The organism is Angustibacter aerolatus, from assembly GCF_054776675.1.
Window position 1 is genome coordinate 1 of the sequence record NZ_BAAHBM010000074.1, and the last position, 16,465, is coordinate 16,465.

Annotated in this window: 17 protein-coding genes; 5 read left to right on the forward strand and 12 right to left on the reverse strand. The window is 74.8% G+C overall.

All coding sequences use genetic code 11. The features are described 5' to 3' along the window. Together ACYVI6_RS14725 and ACYVI6_RS14730 are read right to left on the reverse strand one after the other, a co-directional pair. The coding region (locus tag ACYVI6_RS14725) for an AAA family ATPase (protein WP_460447088.1) at positions 1 to 895 on the reverse strand (895 nt) is incomplete at its 3' end. Between the two features lie 734 nt (positions 896 to 1,629). Next, entirely contained in the window at positions 1,630 to 2,322 is a 693-nt protein-coding gene (locus tag ACYVI6_RS14730; RefSeq protein ID WP_460447089.1) for an SAF domain-containing protein, read from the reverse strand. 176 nt (positions 2,323 to 2,498) lie between these two features. Here ACYVI6_RS14730 and ACYVI6_RS14735 point away from each other — a divergent pair, with 176 nt between their 5' ends. After that, on the forward strand, positions 2,499 to 2,735 hold the full coding sequence (locus tag ACYVI6_RS14735; RefSeq protein ID WP_460447090.1) for a helix-turn-helix domain-containing protein: 237 nt from the start codon (positions 2,499 to 2,501) through the stop codon (positions 2,733 to 2,735). A 4-nt stretch (positions 2,736 to 2,739) separates the two neighbouring features. On the opposite strand, the gene ACYVI6_RS14740 is transcribed toward ACYVI6_RS14735, so the two are convergent. Continuing rightward, positions 2,740 to 3,297 carry a hypothetical protein gene (locus ACYVI6_RS14740; protein ID WP_460447091.1) on the reverse strand — a complete coding sequence of 186 codons (558 nt, stop codon included), beginning with the start codon at positions 3,295 to 3,297 and terminating at the stop codon, positions 2,740 to 2,742. A 40-nt stretch (positions 3,298 to 3,337) separates the two neighbouring features. Beyond that, a complete protein-coding gene (locus tag ACYVI6_RS14745; protein ID WP_460447092.1) occupies positions 3,338 to 4,102 on the reverse strand; it encodes a hypothetical protein in 765 nt (254 codons plus the stop codon). Between the two features lie 251 nt (positions 4,103 to 4,353). Between ACYVI6_RS14745 and ACYVI6_RS14750 the strand changes: the two genes are divergently transcribed. After that, positions 4,354 to 5,223, forward strand: a complete 870-nt coding sequence (locus ACYVI6_RS14750) for a LysM peptidoglycan-binding domain-containing protein (RefSeq protein WP_460447093.1) — start codon at positions 4,354 to 4,356, stop codon at positions 5,221 to 5,223. Beyond that, positions 5,220 to 5,912 carry an Rv3235 family protein gene (locus tag ACYVI6_RS14755; RefSeq protein ID WP_460447094.1) on the forward strand — a complete coding sequence of 231 codons (693 nt, stop codon included), beginning with the start codon at positions 5,220 to 5,222 and terminating at the stop codon, positions 5,910 to 5,912. The genes ACYVI6_RS14750 and ACYVI6_RS14755 overlap by 4 nt, the downstream gene beginning before the upstream one ends. 255 nt (positions 5,913 to 6,167) lie before the next feature. Here ACYVI6_RS14755 and secA read toward each other — a convergent pair whose 3' ends face one another. Beyond that, positions 6,168 to 8,888, reverse strand: coding sequence for a preprotein translocase subunit SecA (secA, locus tag ACYVI6_RS14760; RefSeq protein WP_460447095.1), 2,721 nt, complete (start codon positions 8,886 to 8,888; stop codon positions 6,168 to 6,170). A 199-nt stretch (positions 8,889 to 9,087) separates the two neighbouring features. Here secA and ACYVI6_RS14765 point away from each other — a divergent pair, with 199 nt between their 5' ends. After that, complete coding sequence (locus ACYVI6_RS14765) at positions 9,088 to 9,669, forward strand: GNAT family N-acetyltransferase (RefSeq protein ID WP_460447096.1); 582 nt, start codon at positions 9,088 to 9,090, stop codon at positions 9,667 to 9,669. 18 nt (positions 9,670 to 9,687) lie between these two features. Here ACYVI6_RS14765 and ACYVI6_RS14770 read toward each other — a convergent pair whose 3' ends face one another. Continuing rightward, complete coding sequence (locus ACYVI6_RS14770) at positions 9,688 to 10,005, reverse strand: GNAT family N-acetyltransferase (RefSeq protein WP_284290100.1); 318 nt, start codon at positions 10,003 to 10,005, stop codon at positions 9,688 to 9,690. A 62-nt stretch (positions 10,006 to 10,067) separates the two neighbouring features. On the opposite strand from ACYVI6_RS14770, the gene ACYVI6_RS14775 reads away from it, so the two are divergent. Next, entirely contained in the window at positions 10,068 to 11,225 is a 1,158-nt protein-coding gene (locus ACYVI6_RS14775) for a GNAT family N-acetyltransferase (RefSeq protein WP_460447097.1), read from the forward strand. Here ACYVI6_RS14775 and ACYVI6_RS14780 read toward each other — a convergent pair. The 6 genes from ACYVI6_RS14780 to ACYVI6_RS14805 all read right to left on the reverse strand — a co-directional run. Then, positions 11,222 to 12,568 carry an MFS transporter gene (locus ACYVI6_RS14780; protein ID WP_460447102.1) on the reverse strand — a complete coding sequence of 449 codons (1,347 nt, stop codon included), beginning with the start codon at positions 12,566 to 12,568 and terminating at the stop codon, positions 11,222 to 11,224. The genes ACYVI6_RS14775 and ACYVI6_RS14780 overlap by 4 nt on opposite strands. Positions 12,569 to 12,617: 49 nt before the next feature. Continuing rightward, the gene (locus ACYVI6_RS14785; RefSeq protein WP_460447103.1) at positions 12,618 to 13,841 is read right to left on the reverse strand and encodes a winged helix-turn-helix domain-containing protein; all 1,224 of its coding nucleotides are present in this window, start codon (positions 13,839 to 13,841) and stop codon (positions 12,618 to 12,620) included. A gap of 14 nt (positions 13,842 to 13,855) precedes the next feature. Next, a complete protein-coding gene (locus ACYVI6_RS14790; protein WP_460447098.1) occupies positions 13,856 to 14,401 on the reverse strand; it encodes a DinB family protein in 546 nt (181 codons plus the stop codon). Between the two features lie 55 nt (positions 14,402 to 14,456). Then, complete coding sequence (locus ACYVI6_RS14795; protein ID WP_460447099.1) at positions 14,457 to 15,149, reverse strand: response regulator; 693 nt, start codon at positions 15,147 to 15,149, stop codon at positions 14,457 to 14,459. A 94-nt stretch (positions 15,150 to 15,243) separates the two neighbouring features. Beyond that, the gene (gene hpf / locus ACYVI6_RS14800) at positions 15,244 to 15,900 is read right to left on the reverse strand and encodes a ribosome hibernation-promoting factor, HPF/YfiA family (RefSeq protein ID WP_460447100.1); all 657 of its coding nucleotides are present in this window, start codon (positions 15,898 to 15,900) and stop codon (positions 15,244 to 15,246) included. Positions 15,901 to 16,120: 220 nt separating this feature from the next. Next, positions 16,121 to 16,465, reverse strand: a 345-nt coding sequence (locus ACYVI6_RS14805; protein ID WP_460447101.1) for a ComF family protein, incomplete at its 5' end; no start/stop codon positions are given.

The following is a 16,465-nucleotide window of genomic DNA, read 5'->3' on the forward strand; positions in this document are numbered from 1 at the left end:
GCCCGACGAGCTCGCCGACCGCCGCGCGCAGCGCCGACCGCGGCGCGCACTCGGCCAGGGTGCGCCCCTGGAGCACGGACGCGTCGGCCGCCACCGGGTCGTCCGGCAGCAGCACCGGGTCGTCGACGCCGGCCCAGCGGGCCAGCGCGTCCTGCACCGCCCGCCGTGGCGAGGGCCCGACGCTGCCCGCCCGCAGGCGGTTGACGACGACGACCGGCCGCGCGGCAGCCGGGCCGACCTCCGCGAGCACCGGCAGCGCGCGGACGAGCCGCTGCAGGCCGATCGGGTCGGCCCCACCGACCGCCACCACGACGTCCGCGTGGGCGAGGGCCGTCAGGGTGGCGCCGTTGCGCCGCGGCGCCATGGTGTCGTACGACAGCTCCTCGTCCTGCTCGAGGCACGACGCGACGTCGACCACGACCCAGCGGCACAGCGACCGGCCCAGCTCGAGCACCCGCTCGAGGGCCCCGGGCCGCAGCTCTGGCCACCGGTCGGGTGCGGGCGCGCCGGTGAGCACTCGCACGCCGGGCGTCGCCAGCGGGGCCAGCGCGGCCAGGCCCGGCAGGTCCAGGCGCTCGGTGTCCACCGCACGGACCGCGGCGAGCACACCCGGCGCCTCGTCGAGCAGGCCCAGGCGCTGCGCGGTGCTGGCGCCGTAGGTGTCTGCGTCGACCAGCAGCGCGGGGTGGCCGGGGACGCCGAGCTCGCTGGCCAGGGCGAGGGCCACGGTCGTGCGCCCGGGTGCGCCGGCCGGACCCCAGACCACGACGACGCCACCGGGGGGTGGACGGTCGTCGACCGGCGCCGGCTCCGCCGCGGTGCGGTCACCGGTCGACGGGTCCGGACGCTGCGCCGCGCGCGCCGAGGTGTCTCCAGTGGGCAGGGTCTCGTCCACGCCCTCGTCACCGAGTCGCCCGCTGCCGGAGCCCCCGGCGCGGAGGTCGCCCCCGTGATCGGCATCGGCATCGGCGCCGGCGACGCGAGGGACCGGATCGCGCCACCCCGCTGCCGCGACGGCGTCCCCGTAGGAGAACCCGCGCGCGGCACCTCGCCCGGCTCGGGCACCGGTCGCCTCGTCGCCCGCACCAGGCCAACGAGTCGGGTCGGCCGAGCCCGCGGGGCCGACCGAGCCCGCTGCACCCGCGACGGTCCTGGGGCCGACCTCTCCGCCAGCGCCCCCGGGATCCACGGCGTCCGCGAGGTCCACGGGGTCCACGGGGTCCGCAGCACCCGCCGGGTCCTCGGGTGGTTTGCCGCGTGCGCGACCGGTACCCGCTGCGGCACGCAGTGCGTGCACGGCGACCTCGGCCGACGACGCATCGCCACGCAGCACCTCGCCCACGCCGAGCTGGCGGGCGCGACGATCGGCCCCCTCGTCGCCGGGCGGCACGAGCACCACGACGCCGACACGGGCGGCCTCCAGCCGGGCGAGCGCCTCGCCGTCCAGACCTCGCAGGTCGGCGGCGAGCACCGCGACGTCCCCGAGCCCGGCCCCTGCAGCAGCGAGCAGCTCGGGCAGGTCGGCGCAGCGCCGCACCACGAGCACGCCCGAGCCGCGTTCACCGAGACCCGTGACGAGTGGCGTCTCGCTCGGGCCGGTGACCGCCACGAGCAGGCGCGCGGGGGTGTTCACGAGCCCGCCTGCGACCGACCGCCGGGGACCGGCAGCAGGCTGACCCGGGCCTCGTCGGCCAGCGCGGCGAGGGCCTGGGGCACCAGCTCGGGGGTGAGGAGCACCTGCACCGTCGAGCCGGTGGACCCGCCCAGCCGACCCCGCTGCGAGGTCACGCCGGCGACCTCGACCGCCTCGGCGAGCAGCCGCGGCGGGCGCACCCGCGCGGTCCCGGAGGTGGCGGTGGCCGCCGGCGGGTCACTGACCCACACGTCGACCAGCGAACCAGCGACCACCGTGCCGGCCTCGGCGTCACCGAGCGGCACCGACACGGGTCGCAGCCGCACCTGCGCGCGGTCGCCCAGCGCGGCCCTCGGCACCAGCTCGCCGGGTTGCACGGCACGCACCACGACCTGGCCCACGACGACCGTCGACCGATCGAGGTAGGCGTCAGCCCGGTCGCCGAGGTCGACGGAGGCGGTCGTGACGTCGTGCGGGCCCACCACCTGCCCCGGTGCGAGCGCCGCTGCGGCCACCCAGCTCGGGGTGCGGTCGTCGGCACGGGACAGCGTCCAGGCGCCCAGCAGCACGGAGCCGAAGACGAGCAGGAGGCCGATGCTCAACCGGGGGTCGCGCCAGCTCGGCGCCCTGAGCCGGGTGGCCGCCCTCGCCGGCGCGAGCGGTGGCTCGAGGATCTGCGTGCTGCTCATCTGCGGCGCCCCCTGGCGGTCGATGCGACTTGTCGTGCGGTCATGGTGAGACGCGCACAAGCATGCTGCATCGCCGACCGTGCCAGTCGCGTCGTCCACAGGCCTCGTCGTCCACAGTCCACAGGGCGGGCGCGATGACATACTCGCGTCGTCCGTCCACCAGACCTGGAGCGCCGATGCCTGCCCGGTTCCTGACCCTCACCGACGTGTCGGAGCTGCTCAGCATCTCGCCGGCCCAGACCTACGCGCTGGTGCGCTCGGGCGAGCTGCCGGCGATCAAGGTCGGTGGCCGCGGGCAGTGGCGGGTCGAGCAGAACCGCCTCGAGGAGTACATCGACCGCATGTACGCCCAGACCCGCGAGTTCGTCGACGCGCACCCGTTCGGTGCCGAGGCCGGTGCCGCGACGGAGTGACCGCTCAGCCGAGGCTCGACGGGCCGGCGGGCCGCAGCAGGGCCAGAGCAGCGAGCGGCACGACCGCCACCGACCGGACGGCGGCAGCACGCCGCGGCACGTCGAGGTGGTGCTCCGCCAGCTGCAGATGGTCCTCGAGCACGGCGTCGACCGTGCCCTCGATCGTGTAGCCGTCGACGGCGTGCACACGGACGGGGCCTCGGTCGCGCGCGACCACCCTCAGCACCGATGCGAGCGATCGCCGGTGACCGACTCCGGCGGGTGACCGCCCGCCGTGCGGGAGACCGCGCACGGCGACGACGCCGTGCACCGGCACGAGCCCTGGGGCCGCGCCGCCCAGCACGAACCAGGACTCCCCGGTCTCGACCAGCGGCCCCTCGACCGCCGCACCCCCGAGCAGCTGCACCGACAGGACGCGCCCCTGCGCCTGTCGCAGCCGGTCGGCCAGCGTCACGGCCGAGCGCTCGGCGCGGGTCAGCTCGTCCACCTGACCGGAGCGCTCGGCGAGGGACGCAGCGGTGGCGTGCGCCTCGAGGTCGGCGAAGAGGTCGTCCCAGCGCATCCCGCCAGTGTGCCGGACGGCAAGAGTGCGCCGGGCGGCGTCAGGTGCGCGCCACCTGCCGCAGCAGCAGCGCGCCCGCCGACTCGAGCACCCCCACGACGTCGTCGGACCGCAGCGCCGCGAGACACCCGGACGGGCCGTCGAGCGCGATGCAGCCACTGACCCGAGCGACGGCGCGACGGTCGTCGATGACAGGTGCCGCGACCACGACGCCGTACCGTCCGCGCACCGCCAGGTGCTCGTCGAAGTCCAGCCCGAGCCGCACGTCGTCGGGCATCGCGTCCCACTGCTCACGCGTGCAGCCCCTGGTCGCCTCGTCGACCGCACCCAGGTCCTGCGCCACCACCCGGCGCTGTGCGACGCAGCGGCCGACCACGCCCTTGCCGGGGACCCAGTCGACAGAGGCGGCCGTCGGCCGGTGCCGTGCACGCACCCGGTGCACGCGTCGCAACCGCGGGCGCCACGGCGCCCACCACGGGCGCTCGAGCCGGTAGGCGGCCACACCGAGGTCGCGCACGTCCAGCCGACCCACCTCGGGCCGCGTCACGAGCAGGTCGACCACGGCCCACAGCACCCCGTCCAGGACGTCGTCGACCCGCTCGCGCACGAGGCCGGCCCGCCGCTCGCGCCAGTCGCGGACGGCGACCGCGACGGTGGACACCGCTGCGAGCACCGCACTGGCCACGACTGCCGCAACCCGCTGCGTCCCGGAGAGCGTCAGCACACCGGAGGCGTGCAGGCCGAGCGCCACCGCGGCGACCGCTGCCACCAGGGCGGCCACCACCTTGAGCACCAGCACGACCACGGACGACCTCCCTCGGTGCCCGCGTGGACCACGGACGAGCCGAGCCTAGAGAACGGGTCCGACAGCGAACCGCGTCCGCAGCGCGGTGCCGACGCGCCCTGACCGCGGTCACTCGATGACCGCTTGTGGCTGCTGCGGCGCCCGTGTGCGCCCGCTCGTCCACAGGCAGCCGCGCCGGGTTGACAGGCGGCAACCGGCCGCCAAGAGTCTTCGTCACAGGCAAACGAACGCAAACGCACGCTGGGGGCAGCATGACGACGACTGGGACCATCGGCCGATCGGCCACGAGCGCTGCGGCGGGTGCGGCCCTCGTCCTGGCGGGGCTGGAGGTCGGCGGCAGCGCTCGGCACGCCGTCGGCGCGCTGCTGACGTCCGACGCTGCCGGCGCCGACCCCGTCGCGACGCTGACGACGCTCGCCGCCGCCGTCGTCGGCGTCGTGCTGCTCAGGCTCGGGCTGTGGGCGCTGCTGCTGAGCGCTGCGCTGGTGCAGCAACTCGTGCGGGGCAGCGACCCTCGCGGCCGCCGAGGTGCCGGGGGCGAGGGACGAGCGGCGCGGCTCGTGCTCGCGACGGCGCCCCGCGCGGTGCGACCGCTCGCCGCCGGCGTCCTCGGCATCAGCCTGCTGGCGGGGGCCGCGACCTCCGCCTCGGCCGGGGCACCCGGACCGGTCGATCGGGCGGGCGGTAGCTCCGTGACCACCTGCGTCGCGACGACGGCAGTCGTCCCGGAGGGCCCGCTGGGCGAGGCCCGGGTGCCGTGCACGCTGCCCGAACCGGGGTGGGTCGCCCCGAGCCCGCCACCGCCACCCCGGGAGCTGCCGTCACCCCTGCTGGTCTCGGCGGTCGCGACCAGACAGGCGCCGCGAGCGGATCCGGCCACCGTGGTGGTGCGGCGCGGGGACTCGCTGTGGGCGGTGGCCGCTCGCCACCTGGGTCGCGGCGCCGACGACGTCGAGGTGCTGCACGCCTGGCCGCGCTGGTGGCACACCAACCGCGACGTGATCGGGGACGACCCGGATCGTCTGCAGCCCGGCACGGTCCTGCGCGTCCCGTCCGGCGCGGACGAGTCCGGCACCGAGACCACCGCTCGTCACGTCCGGACGGCAGGGGTCGGCCGATGACCGCCGCACCGCTCCGCCTGCTGCCCGCACCCGACTGCGAGGCACCGCTGGAGGTCGGTCCGCTCCCCCCGCCACCCCGGCCCGGTGACGGCGTACAGGGCGTGCTGCGGCTGGTCCTGCCCGACGGCGAGCTGCCTGACGAGTCGCTGCTCGACGACGCTGCACGCTCGGACCCGGTCGGACGCAGCTGGGCGGACGACCACCGCGACCCCCGCGGCCTCGGCCCGGGTGGCGCAGCCGACGGCCCCCGTGCCTCGCCTGGTGCGGCAGGCGGGCCCGTGCGGCGCGCCGACGACGACGCCGGGGACGAGGCCGACGCGCAGGGGGCGGACACGTCGGCCACGGGTGAGACCGACGGCAGCCGGCTGCCACCGCCGCGGCTGTGGGGGCGGCAGGTCGTGCAGGTGCTGCTCGAGGTGCTGGACGGGCACCGGCCTCGCGCCCAGCTGCTCCGGTGGGTGACCCCGGAGGTCTACGAGCAGGTCGGACGCCGGGCCCGCCTGCGCCGACGCAGCGACCCGACCGGGCGTCCCCGGCCCCGCATCGGCGGGGTGCTGGCCTGCACCCCAGCGGACGGCGTCGCGGAGGTGTGCGCCGTCGTGCACGGCCCCGCGCACGTCAGCGCCGTCGCGCTGCGCCTGGAGGGGTGCGAGGACCGGTGGCGGGTGACGGTGCTCGAGCTCGGGTGACCCACGGGGCCGGCGCCCAGCTCGATCGGCGCGCCCTCTCGATCGGCGGCTGGCATGCACAGCGCCCGGCTCGATCGGCGCACGGCTCGAGGGCCCGGCTCGAGGGCCCGGCTCGAGGGCCCGGCTCGATCGCCCGGCTCGATCGCCCGGCTCGATCAGCGGCCGGCTCGAAAGGTGCCCGGCTCGATCGAGCGTGGAGACGACGAGACCGGCCGGCGTGCTCGCCGGCCGGTCTCGTCTGCTGCGTCGTGCGGGCTAGCCGCGGTGCTTCTTGCGGCTGGCTCGGTCGGCGGCACGTCGCTCGGCCCGGGTGCCGTCGGCGGCGCCGGCCGCAGAGTCGGCAGGCGACTCGTCGCGCTCCACGACCCCGGCCTCGCCGTCGACGGTGGGCGCGGAGTAGTGCAGCTGCGCGGGGCGGTTGGCCTGGTCGAGGCCCTTCGCGGAGATCTGCGGGTGCTCCTCGACGGCCTCGCTCTCGGCCTCGACCTGCACCTCGAGGTTGAAGACGTAGCCGACCGACTCCTCCTTGATCGCCTCGTTCATGGCGTTGAAGAGCTGGAAGCCCTCGCGCTGGTACTCGACCAGCGGGTCGCGCTGGGCCATGGCGCGCAGGCCGATGCCCTCCTGCAGGTAGTCCATCTCGTACAGGTGCTCGCGCCACTTGCGGTCGAGCACGCTCAGCACCACGCGGCGCTCGAGCTCCCGCAGCACCTCACCGCCCAGCGTGGCCTCGCGGCGGGCGTAGGCGTGCTCGGCGTCCGAGCGCAGCTCGGCGAGCAGCAGCTCGCCGGTGACGCCGGCCTCGCCGCCGGCCTCCTCGACGAGCTCGTCGACGGTGATGCCCACCGGGTAGAGCTGCCCGAGCGCCTTCCACAGCGCGTCGAGGTCCCACTCCTCGGCGAAGCCCTCGGCCGTCGCACCGCGCACGTAGCTGGTGACGACGTCCTCGATGAAGCCCAGCACCTGCTCGTGCAGGTCCTCGCCCTCGAGCACGCGGCGGCGCTCCTCGTAGATGACCTCGCGCTGGCGGTTCAGCACGTCGTCGTACTTCAGGACGTTCTTGCGGATCTCGAAGTTCTGGCCCTCGACCTGGCTCTGCGCCGAGGCGATCGAGCGGGTCACGAGCTTGGACTCGATCGGCACGTCGTCGCCGATGCCGGCACCGGCCATGAAGCGGTCGACCATGCCGGAGTTGAACAGGCGCATCAGGTCGTCCTGCAGCGAGAGGTAGAAGCGGCTCTCACCCGGGTCGCCCTGGCGGCCGGAGCGACCGCGCAGCTGGTTGTCGATGCGACGGGACTCGTGCCGCTCGGTGCCCAGCACGTACAGGCCGCCGAGCTCGGTCACCTCCTCGTGCTCGCGCTCGACCGCCTTGCGCGCGGCCTCGAGGGCCGCCGGCCAGGCCGCTTCGTACTCCTCCGGCGTCTCGGCGGCGTCGAGGCCGCGCTGCTTGAGGTCGGCGACGGCCATGAACTCGGCGTTGCCGCCCAGCATGATGTCGGTGCCGCGGCCGGCCATGTTCGTGGCGACGGTGACCGCACCCTTGCGACCGGCCTGCGCGACGATCGCCGCCTCGCGCTCGTGGTACTTCGCGTTCAGCACCTCGTGGGCGACGCCGCGCTTGCGCAGCTGCTGGGACAGGTACTCGCTCTTCTCGACGCTCGTGGTGCCGACGAGCACCGGCTGGCCGTCCTTGCTGCGGTCGACGATGTCGTCGACGACGGCGCCGAACTTGCCCTCCTCGGTGCGGTACACCAGGTCGGGCTGGTCCTTGCGGACCATCGAGCGGTTGGTCGGGATCTCGACCACACCGAGCTTGTAGATCTGGTTGAACTCCGCGGCCTCGGTGAGGGCGGTGCCCGTCATGCCCGAGAGCTTGTCGTACATGCGGAAGTAGTTCTGCAGGGTGATGGTCGCCAGCGTCTGGTTCTCGTTCTGGATCTGCACCCCCTCCTTGGCCTCGATGGCCTGGTGCATGCCCTCGTTGTATCGACGCCCGGCCAGGATGCGGCCGGTGTGCTCGTCGACGATGAGCACCTCGCCGTCGATGACGACGTAGTCCTTGTCCTTCTTGAACAGCTCCTTGGCCTTGACGGCGTTGTTCAGGTAGCCGACCAGCGGGGTGTGGGCGCTCTCGTAGAGGTTGTCGATGCCCAGGTAGTCCTCGACCCGGGTGATGCCGGACTCCAGCACGCCGACGGTGCGCTTCTTCTCGTCGACCTCGTAGTCGCGGTCGCGCTGCAGCCGCGCAACCACCCGCGCGAACTCGACGTACCACTTCGTGGGCTGGTCGGCGGGGCCGCTGATGATGAGCGGCGTGCGCGCCTCGTCGATGAGGATCGAGTCGACCTCGTCGACGATAGCGAAGTTGTGCCCGCGCTGCACCAGCTCGTCGGCCGACCACGCCATGTTGTCGCGCAGGTAGTCGAAGCCGAACTCGTTGTTCGTGCCGTAGGTGATGTCGCACGCGTACATGTCGCGGCGCTGCGCCGGGGTCTGCGACGACAGGATGCAGCCGGTCGTCAGGCCGAGGAACCGGTGCACGCGGCCCATCAGGTCGGACTGGTACTCGGCCAGGTAGTCGTTGACCGTGATGACGTGCACGCCCTTGCCGCTGAGGGCGTTGAGGTAGGCCGGCGACGTCGCGACGAGGGTCTTGCCCTCACCGGTGCGCATCTCGGCGATGTTGCCCAGGTGCAGCGCCGCGCCGCCCATCATCTGGACGTCGAAGTGGCGCTGGCCGAGCGTGCGGCGGGCGGCCTCACGGACCGTCGCGAAGGCCTCGGGCAGCAGGTCGTCGAGCGACTCGCCATCGGCGATGCGGGCCTTGAAGCGGTCGGTCTCCTCGCGCAGCTCGGCGTCGCTGAGCCGGACGAAGTCGTCCTCCAGGGCGTTGACCTGGTCGGCCAGCCCGCTGAGCCGCTTGACGATCCGGCCCTCGCCGGCACGGAGCAGCTTCTCGACGATCTTCGGCACTCGACGACTCCCGGGCTCGCAGCGCGGCGGCGGTCGGCTGCGACCGCCGGGCACACGGTCCGCACCCTGCGGACCGCGATCCATCGTACGCATCCCACCGGGGCGCCTGGCCGGAGTCGTCCACAGGGCCCGCCGGCGACCCGCGCAGAACGCGTCAGGACGCCGTCCGCGGCGCGCGTGGTCGGTGATACTGGCGCGCATGAGCGCACCCTGGCCCGCCGACGGGCTGCGTGCGGACGGGGTGCTGCTGCGTCGCTGGCGGCTGGCCGACCTCGACGCGCGCCTCGCGATGTACGACGCCGAGTCGGCCCGCTGGTCACCGCCGGTGTTCGAGCACACCCGCGAGCTGGTCGCCGAGCGGCTGCAGGCGGAGGTCGCCCAGGAGCACGACCCCGAGCCGCCGGCCACCCTGGCGATCGCCGCCGCCGACGACCCCGACCGTCTGCTGGGCAGCATGGACTGGCGCAACGGCTTCCCCGCGCCGTTCTCGATCCGCGACGTCGGGTACGCGGTGGCCCCGGAGGCGCGCGGCCGCGGCGTGGCGAGCACGGCGCTGCGGCTCATCACCGAGTGGCTGCTCGACCCGACCGGCGGCGACGTGGTGCGCGTGCAGCTCGACCACGCCGTCGCGAACGTGGCGTCGTGCCGCACGGCCCTGCGGGCGGGGTTCCGCGTCGAGGGGGTGCGCGAGCGCTTCCTCCCGCTGCGCGAGTCCCCCGACGCCCCGCTCGTCATGCACGACGTGTGCATGCACGGCCGGGTGCGTCCGCTCCCCTCCTGAGCCCCGCGGACGCCGGGCCTAGCCCGCGACCAGGTCCGCGTCGTCCGGGTGGCGGCGCAGGTACAGCGCCATGAAGGGGCACAGCGGCCGCACCTTCAGGCTGCGGCGGCGCACGTCGTCGAGCACGCCGCGAGCGAGCACCGACCCGAGGTCGCCGCCGCGCAGCGCCGGTTCGACCTCGACGTGCGGCACGCTCAGCACGCCCGCCGCCTCGTCGAGCCGGTAGTCGGCGACGCCCACGACCCGGTCGTCCAGCACCAGCTCGTACCGGTGCTGCTGCGGCGCGTCGCGCACCTGCGCCCTCGCGGCCGCGTCCTGACTGCCCGTCTCGCTCATGCCACCACCATGCCAGGCCGGTTCACGTTGCCGCCGGCGGCGCGGCTGGACAGGCTGACCACGTGACCGCCGCCAGCTACGCCGAGCCGCACGGGCCGGCCGCCGACGTGCGCCTGCGCCGGTACACCGACGACGACGTCGACGCGTCCTTCCTCATGTGCCTCGATCCGGAGGTGCAGCGCTGGACGACGGTGCCCGTGCCCTACCGCCGCGAGGACGCCGAGCAGTTCGTGCACGGGCGCGTGCGCGAGGGCTGGGCCGACGGCAGCGACTACACGCTCGTCGTCGACGCCGAGGACGACGAGGGGCGGCGGCGGTTCGCCGGCAACCTCTCGCTGCGGCCGGACGGCGCGGACGGCGCCGAGATCGGGTTCGCGCTGGCGCCGTGGGCCCGCGGGCGCGGCGTCATGTCGCGGGCGGTGCGGCTGGCGCTGGCGTGGGCCTTCCTGCCGGACGCCAACGGCGGGCTCGGGCTCGACGTCGTCCGCTGGAGCGCGCACGTGGGCAACTGGGGGTCGCGCCGGGTCGCGTGGGCGTGCGGCTTCCGCGTCGAGGGCACCCTGCGCGGCCTGAACCGGCAGCGCGGTCGCTCGGTCGACGGCTGGGCGGCGTCGATCTGTCGCGGCGAGCCGACCACGCCGGTGACGCCCTGGCTCGAGGCCGTGACGCTGCACGGCGACGGGGCGCACCTGCGGCCCTGGCGCGAGACCGACGTCGTCCGCGTGGCCGAGGCCTGCTCCGACGAGGACAGCCGCCGGTGGCTGCCGCAGCTGCCGGTGCCGTACACCCTTGCCGACGCGCAGTGGTACCTCCGCACGCGCGAGGAGCAGCACGCCGGCGGCGAGGGCGTGTACTGGTGCGTGGCCGACGACGAGGACCAGGCGCTCGGGGCGGTGTCGGTCATGCGGCTCGACGCCTCGCTCACGAACGCCGAGATCGGCTACTGGGCGCACCCCGACGCGCGCGGCCGCGGTGTCATGACGTGCGCCGTGCGGCTGGTGGCCCGGCACGTGCTGCTGCCGCCGGACGTCGGAGGGCTCGGCGCTCCCCGGGTGCAGCTGCGCGCGGCGGTCGGCAACGTCGCCAGCAACGGGGTGGCGGAGCGGGCCGGGTTCCGGCGCGTGGGCCTGCAGCGCGGGGCCGAGCTGCTGCGCGACGGCACCCGCACCGACTTCGTGGTCTGGGACCTGCTGCCGCACGAGCTGACGCCCGCTCCCTAGCCCCCGACGGCCACCGGCTCGGGTCGCGGTGGACGCACCCGCGCGCCCCGCCGGCCGTCGGCCCCGCGGATCGCGAGCACGGCCGCCGCGGCGAGCAGGCAGAGCGCGCCCGCCGTCAGCCAGGCGGCCTGGTAGGTGCCGGTGCGCTCGCGCACGGTGCCGGCGAACGTCGCCGCGATCCCCGCACCGACCATGTGCGAGGCGTACACCCAGCCGAACACCACCGCCGAGCGCTCGAGCCCGAAGTGCTGCCGGCACAGGGCGACCGTCGGCGGCACCGTCGCCACCCAGTCCAGCCCGTAGAAGACGACGAACAGGAACAGGTTCGGCCGCACCGCCGGGCCGAGCAGCGACGGGACGACGAGCAGGCTCAGCCCGCGCAGCGCGTAGTAGGTCACCAGCAGCAGGCGGGCGTCGACGCGGTCGGTGAGCCAGCCCGAGCCGACGGTGCCGACGATGTCGAACACGCCGATGAGCGCCAGCAGGCCGGCCGCGGTCGTGACCGGCATGCCGTGGTCGTGCGCCGCGGGTACGAAGTGGGTGCCGATCAGCCCGTTCGTCGACCAGCCGCAGATGAAGAAGGTGCCGGCCAGCAACCAGAACGTCGACGTGCGGGCGGCGTCGACGAGGCCGCGCACGGCGGCGCGGGCCGGACGCACCTGCGCGCTGCCGGTGGTCGGCAGCGGCTCGTCGTCCTCGTCCGGCGCGCCGTACGGACGGGCGCCGACGTCGCGCGGGTGGTCGGCGAGCAGCAGCAGCACCAGCGGCACCAGGGCCAGCGCGAGCGCCGAGACGACCAGGGCCGCCCAGCGCCAGCCGACCTCGACGGCCAGCCGGGCCATGACCGGCAGGAACACGAGCTGCCCGGTCGAGGAGGCGGCCGAGAACAACCCGGTGACCAGGCCGCGGTGCTTCACGAACCACCGGTTGGCGACCACCGCACCGAGCACCAGCGCCATCGCCCCGGTGCCGAACCCCACCGGCACCCCCCACAGCACGAGCAGCTGCCAGGACGACGTCATGACGGTGGTCAGGCCCGACCCGATCGACACCAGCACGAGCGCGATCGGCACCACGCGTCGCAGCCCGAAGCGCTCCATGAGCGCTGCGGCGAACGGGGCGGTGAGGCCGAAGACGACCAGGTTGATGGTCACCGCGGTCGACGTCAGCTCGCGCGACCAGCCGAACTCACCCTCCACGGGCTCCATCAGCACACCGGTGCTCGACCGGAAGCCGGCCGAGGCGATGAGGGCGCCGAAGGTGACGGCGGCCACCCACCAGGCGCGGTGCACGCGACGGCGGACGACGGGCGAGGGCGCGACGGGAGCGGCTGGCACGGTCAGATGATCCGGGCCGGGCACACGGCTGCACCAGTGTCGCTGATGACACGGTTCATCGAGATCCTGCCAACGCCTCGGAGAGCGCCGGCGCCAGGTCACCCGGACCGACGACCTCGACGTCGGCCAGCCCGAGCCACCGGGCCAGGTCGCGCAGCTCGTCGGCCAGCTCGGACGGCGTGTGCGCGGGTGCCCCCGGCTCGGCGTGCGCCGCCTGCACCAGCAGCACGCCGTCGCCACCGCGCGCGTGCCGGTCGGCCTTGAGGTCGACGCGGGCGACGAGGCCCTCGTCGAGCAGGAAGGGCAGCACGTAGTAGCCGAACCGGCGCTTGGGTGCCGGCACGTAGATCTCGATGCGGTAGTCGAACCCGAACAGCTCGAGCACCCGGCGCCGGTCCCACACCATCGAGTCGAACGGGCTGAGCAGCGCCCGCGAGCGCACCGCGCGGGGCCGCCGCGCCGCCGCGTGGAGGTACGCCGGGTGCTTCCACCCCGCGACCTCGACCGGCAGCAGCTCGCCGTCAGCCACCAGCTCGTCGACCGCCGCCCTGACCTGCGCCTGGTTCGACCGGAAGTGGTCCTGCAGGTGGGCCACGGTGGCGACGCCAGTGGCCCGCGCGGCGATCGACACCAGCTCGCGGTGCGCCTGCGCGTCGCTCGGCGTCGGCGCCCGGTGCACCTCGGCCGGCAGCACCCGCTCGGGCAGGTCGTAGAGGCGGGCGAACTGGCTGGTGCGGCCGGACGAGGTGATCTCGCCGGCCCAGAACATGAGCTCGAGCATCCGCTTCACCACCGACCAGTTCCACCCCCACTGGCTGCGGTCGCGCGGCCCGTCGTGCTGCAGCGCCAGCTCGAGCTCGGGCGCGGTCAGCGGCCCGCGGCGGCGCACCTCGTCGAGCAGCTGCGCGGCGAGGCCGGCGTGCTCGAGCTCGGCCGACCGCATGCCGCCCCACGCCTCGTCGCGCACCCGCGCCATGCGCCAGCGCAGCAGCGGCAGCGTCGACGGCGGCACCAGGCTGGCTGCGTGCGCCCAGTACTCGACGAGGCGGCGCGGCGCGCGGTCGCGCGCGCGGTCGAGCAGCGCCGTGTCGTAGCCGCCCAGGCGGGCGAAGAACGGCAGGTACTGGCTGCGGGCCAGCACGTTGACGCTGTCGATCTGCACGACGCCGAGCCGGTCGATCACCCGCTGCAGGTGGCGCGTGGTGACCGGGCCGCTCGGGCGGGGCTCGGCCAGCCCCTGCGCGGCGATCGCGACGCGGCGGGCCTGCGCCTGCGTCATCCGCAGCGCGGCGGTCACCGCGGGAAGTCGCCGGTCACGCCGTCGAGGTGCTCGCGCAGCAGGTCGGCGTGCCCGTTGTGCCGCGCGTACTCCTCGATCATGTGCAGGTAGATCCAGCGCAGCGACCGCGGACGGCTCGGCGCCGGGCCCTGCACGACGTCGTCCAGCGACCGACCGGCGACGGCCTCGCGGGCGGCGAGCACCTCGGCCTCGTACGTGGCCAGGTCGGCCGCGGCGTCCGCGTCGGGGACGCCCTCGAAGTCGGCGTCCGGCCAGTCGTCGGTGCAGTAGATGTCCCGCAGGTCGACGTCCTCGGCGCCGTGGCGACGGAACCACCACCGCTCGTTGTCGGCCAGGTGCCGCACCAGCCCGAGCAGCGTCAGGGCCGACGGCGGGTCGGACGGCGTCTTCAGCTGCTGGGCGGTGAGGCCCTCGACCTTCCACCGCAGCGTCGCCCGGTGGGCGTCCAGCCAGCCCTCGAGCATCGGCCGTTCGTCGCCGAGCACCGGCTCCTCGACGAAGCGGGGCGCGGGCGGGACCGTCCAGGTGGTGTCGCTCATGGCCGCGATCCTGCCGGAGCCCACCGACAACCCGCGACGCCTTTGCCGCCCGGGCTCAGGTGACGTCGAGGATGCGCTCGCGGACCGCGTAGACGACGGCCTCCATGCGCGAGTGCAGCTGCAGCTTCTCCAGGATGTTGCGCACGTGGTTCTTCACCGTGTTCTCGGAGATGAAGAGCTCCTTGGCGATCTCGCTGTTGCGCAGCCCGCGCGCCACGAGCTTCAGCACCTCGAGCTCGCGGTCGGTCAGGCGCGGCACCGGCAGCTGCGGCCGCTCCTCGCTCTTCTTGATCATCGTCGCGAACTCGCTGAGCAGCTTGCTCGCCATCGACGGGCTGATCAGCGACTGGCCGCTGGCCACCGCGCGGATGCCGTCGGCGATCTCCTCGCCGGGCACGTCCTTCAGCAGGTAGCCGTTGGCGCCGGCCCGCACGGCCTCGTAGAGATCGCTCTCCTCGTCGGAGATCGTGAGGATCACGATCTTCGTGGACGGCACGACGTCCTTGATGGCCGTGCACGCCTCGATGCCCGACCGGCGCGGCATGCGGATGTCCATGAGGACGACGTCGGGCAGCAGCTCCTCGACGCGCTGGATGGCCTCGGCACCGTCGCCGGCCTCGCCGACGATCGCGATGCCCTCCTCGGTGCCGAGGACCATCTCCAGCCCGCGCCGGTAGAGGACGTGGTCGTCCGCCACGAGCACGCGGATGGGCTCGGTGCGTCCCGCAGGCGCCGGCGCCTCGCTCATGCCTGATCCTCCCGACGGGCCCGCACGGACACGGTCCAGGCTGCTCATTCTGGCACGTACGCGTGCAGGGCCGGACGCACCGCCCGTACCGCTGCTACCCCGCCGAGACCGCCTCGTAGCGCAGCGTGCGCTCGGCGAGCTTCTCCCCCGCGTCCGCGTCGCTGTCGACGTCGAGGTGCAGGACGCCGTACTCCCAGCCCCGCCGGCGGTAGACCACGCTCGGCTGCCCGGTGTCGGCGTCGCAGTACAGGTAGAAGTCGTGGCCGACGAGCTCCATCTCGTAGAGCGCCTGCTCGATCGTCATGGGCCGAGCGGCGTGCACCTTCTCGCGGATCTGCACGGGGCTCTCCGCCGTGTCGGCGGCGCCGTCGTCGACGGGCTCCACGGGCAGGTCCTCGATGCTGCGGGCGGTCGCCACCGCGACCGACTCCGGCGCCCGGCGGCCCTTGTGCACGCGCTTGCGGTCGTGCGCCCGGCGCAGCCGCTCGAGCAGCCGCCCGTAGGCGACGTCGAAGGCGGCGTACGCGTCGTCGGCGGCGGCCTCGGCGCGGACCACGGGCCCCTTGCCGACGCAGGTGATCTCGACGCGCTCCTGGACGGACGACTGACGGCGGTTCGGCTCGTGCGAGATCACGATGTCGAGCCGCTGGATGCGCGGCGCGAGCTGGGGGACCTTCGCGAGCTTCTCCTCGAGGTGGCGGCGGTACCGCTCCTTGACCTCGACGTGCCGTCCGGTGACCACGATCTCCACAGGGGACCTCCTCATCGACGCGGCCGCCACCTGCTCAGGCGGGTGGCGAGTCGGCAGCGGCAGATGCCGCCGCCTGTGTTCGAGAGGGGTGCGAGCCCGGTCGGCGCGGTGTCACCGCCCGCCGCGCAGCCGGGCCCGTGAGGCCCGTCCCGCGCCGGTCAGGTGCACCATGCGGCGACGGTACGCCTGTCGGGCAGGGCTCGCAGCGACTGAGGGGTGGTCACTCGCGACGGCCTCCCGCCCGTTCCTGGCGGCGCAGCGGCGTGCGCGCCACGGCCACCGCACCGAGCACGTCGGCACCGCCCAGGTGCAGCGCGTCGGCGGCCGCCCACAGGGTCGCGCCGGTCGTGACCACGTCGTCCACGAGCAGCACCCGGGCGTCGCGCACCGTGCGTCGCCAGCCCGGCACCACCCCCAGCGCCCCGGCGAGGTTGGCCCGGCGCCCGGCCGCGTCGAGGCGGGCCTGGTCGGCCACCGGCCGCACCTGTCGCAGGGCCGGCACCGACAGCACCTCGGCGCCCCGGCGTCTCAGCGACCGGCCCTGCGACAGGTGCGGCCGGTGGCC

Excerpts from the sequence above, each read along its gene's own strand:
- ACYVI6_RS14730 (WP_460447089.1), bottom strand. The coding sequence starts at position 2,322 with ATGAGCAGCACGCAGATCCTCGAGCCACCGCTCGCGCCGGCGAGGGCG.
- ACYVI6_RS14735 (WP_460447090.1), top strand. The coding sequence starts at position 2,499 with ATGCCTGCCCGGTTCCTGACCCTCACCGACGTGTCGGAGCTGCTCAGC.
- ACYVI6_RS14740 (WP_460447091.1), bottom strand. The coding sequence starts at position 3,297 with ATGCGCTGGGACGACCTCTTCGCCGACCTCGAGGCGCACGCCACCGCT.
- ACYVI6_RS14750 (WP_460447093.1), top strand. The coding sequence starts at position 4,354 with ATGACGACGACTGGGACCATCGGCCGATCGGCCACGAGCGCTGCGGCG.
- ACYVI6_RS14755 (WP_460447094.1), top strand. The coding sequence starts at position 5,220 with ATGACCGCCGCACCGCTCCGCCTGCTGCCCGCACCCGACTGCGAGGCA.
- ACYVI6_RS14765 (WP_460447096.1), top strand. The coding sequence starts at position 9,088 with ATGAGCGCACCCTGGCCCGCCGACGGGCTGCGTGCGGACGGGGTGCTG.
- ACYVI6_RS14770 (WP_284290100.1), bottom strand. The coding sequence starts at position 10,005 with ATGAGCGAGACGGGCAGTCAGGACGCGGCCGCGAGGGCGCAGGTGCGC.
- ACYVI6_RS14785 (WP_460447103.1), bottom strand. The coding sequence starts at position 13,841 with ATGACGCAGGCGCAGGCCCGCCGCGTCGCGATCGCCGCGCAGGGGCTG.
- ACYVI6_RS14790 (WP_460447098.1), bottom strand. The coding sequence starts at position 14,401 with ATGAGCGACACCACCTGGACGGTCCCGCCCGCGCCCCGCTTCGTCGAG.
- ACYVI6_RS14795 (WP_460447099.1), bottom strand. The coding sequence starts at position 15,149 with ATGAGCGAGGCGCCGGCGCCTGCGGGACGCACCGAGCCCATCCGCGTG.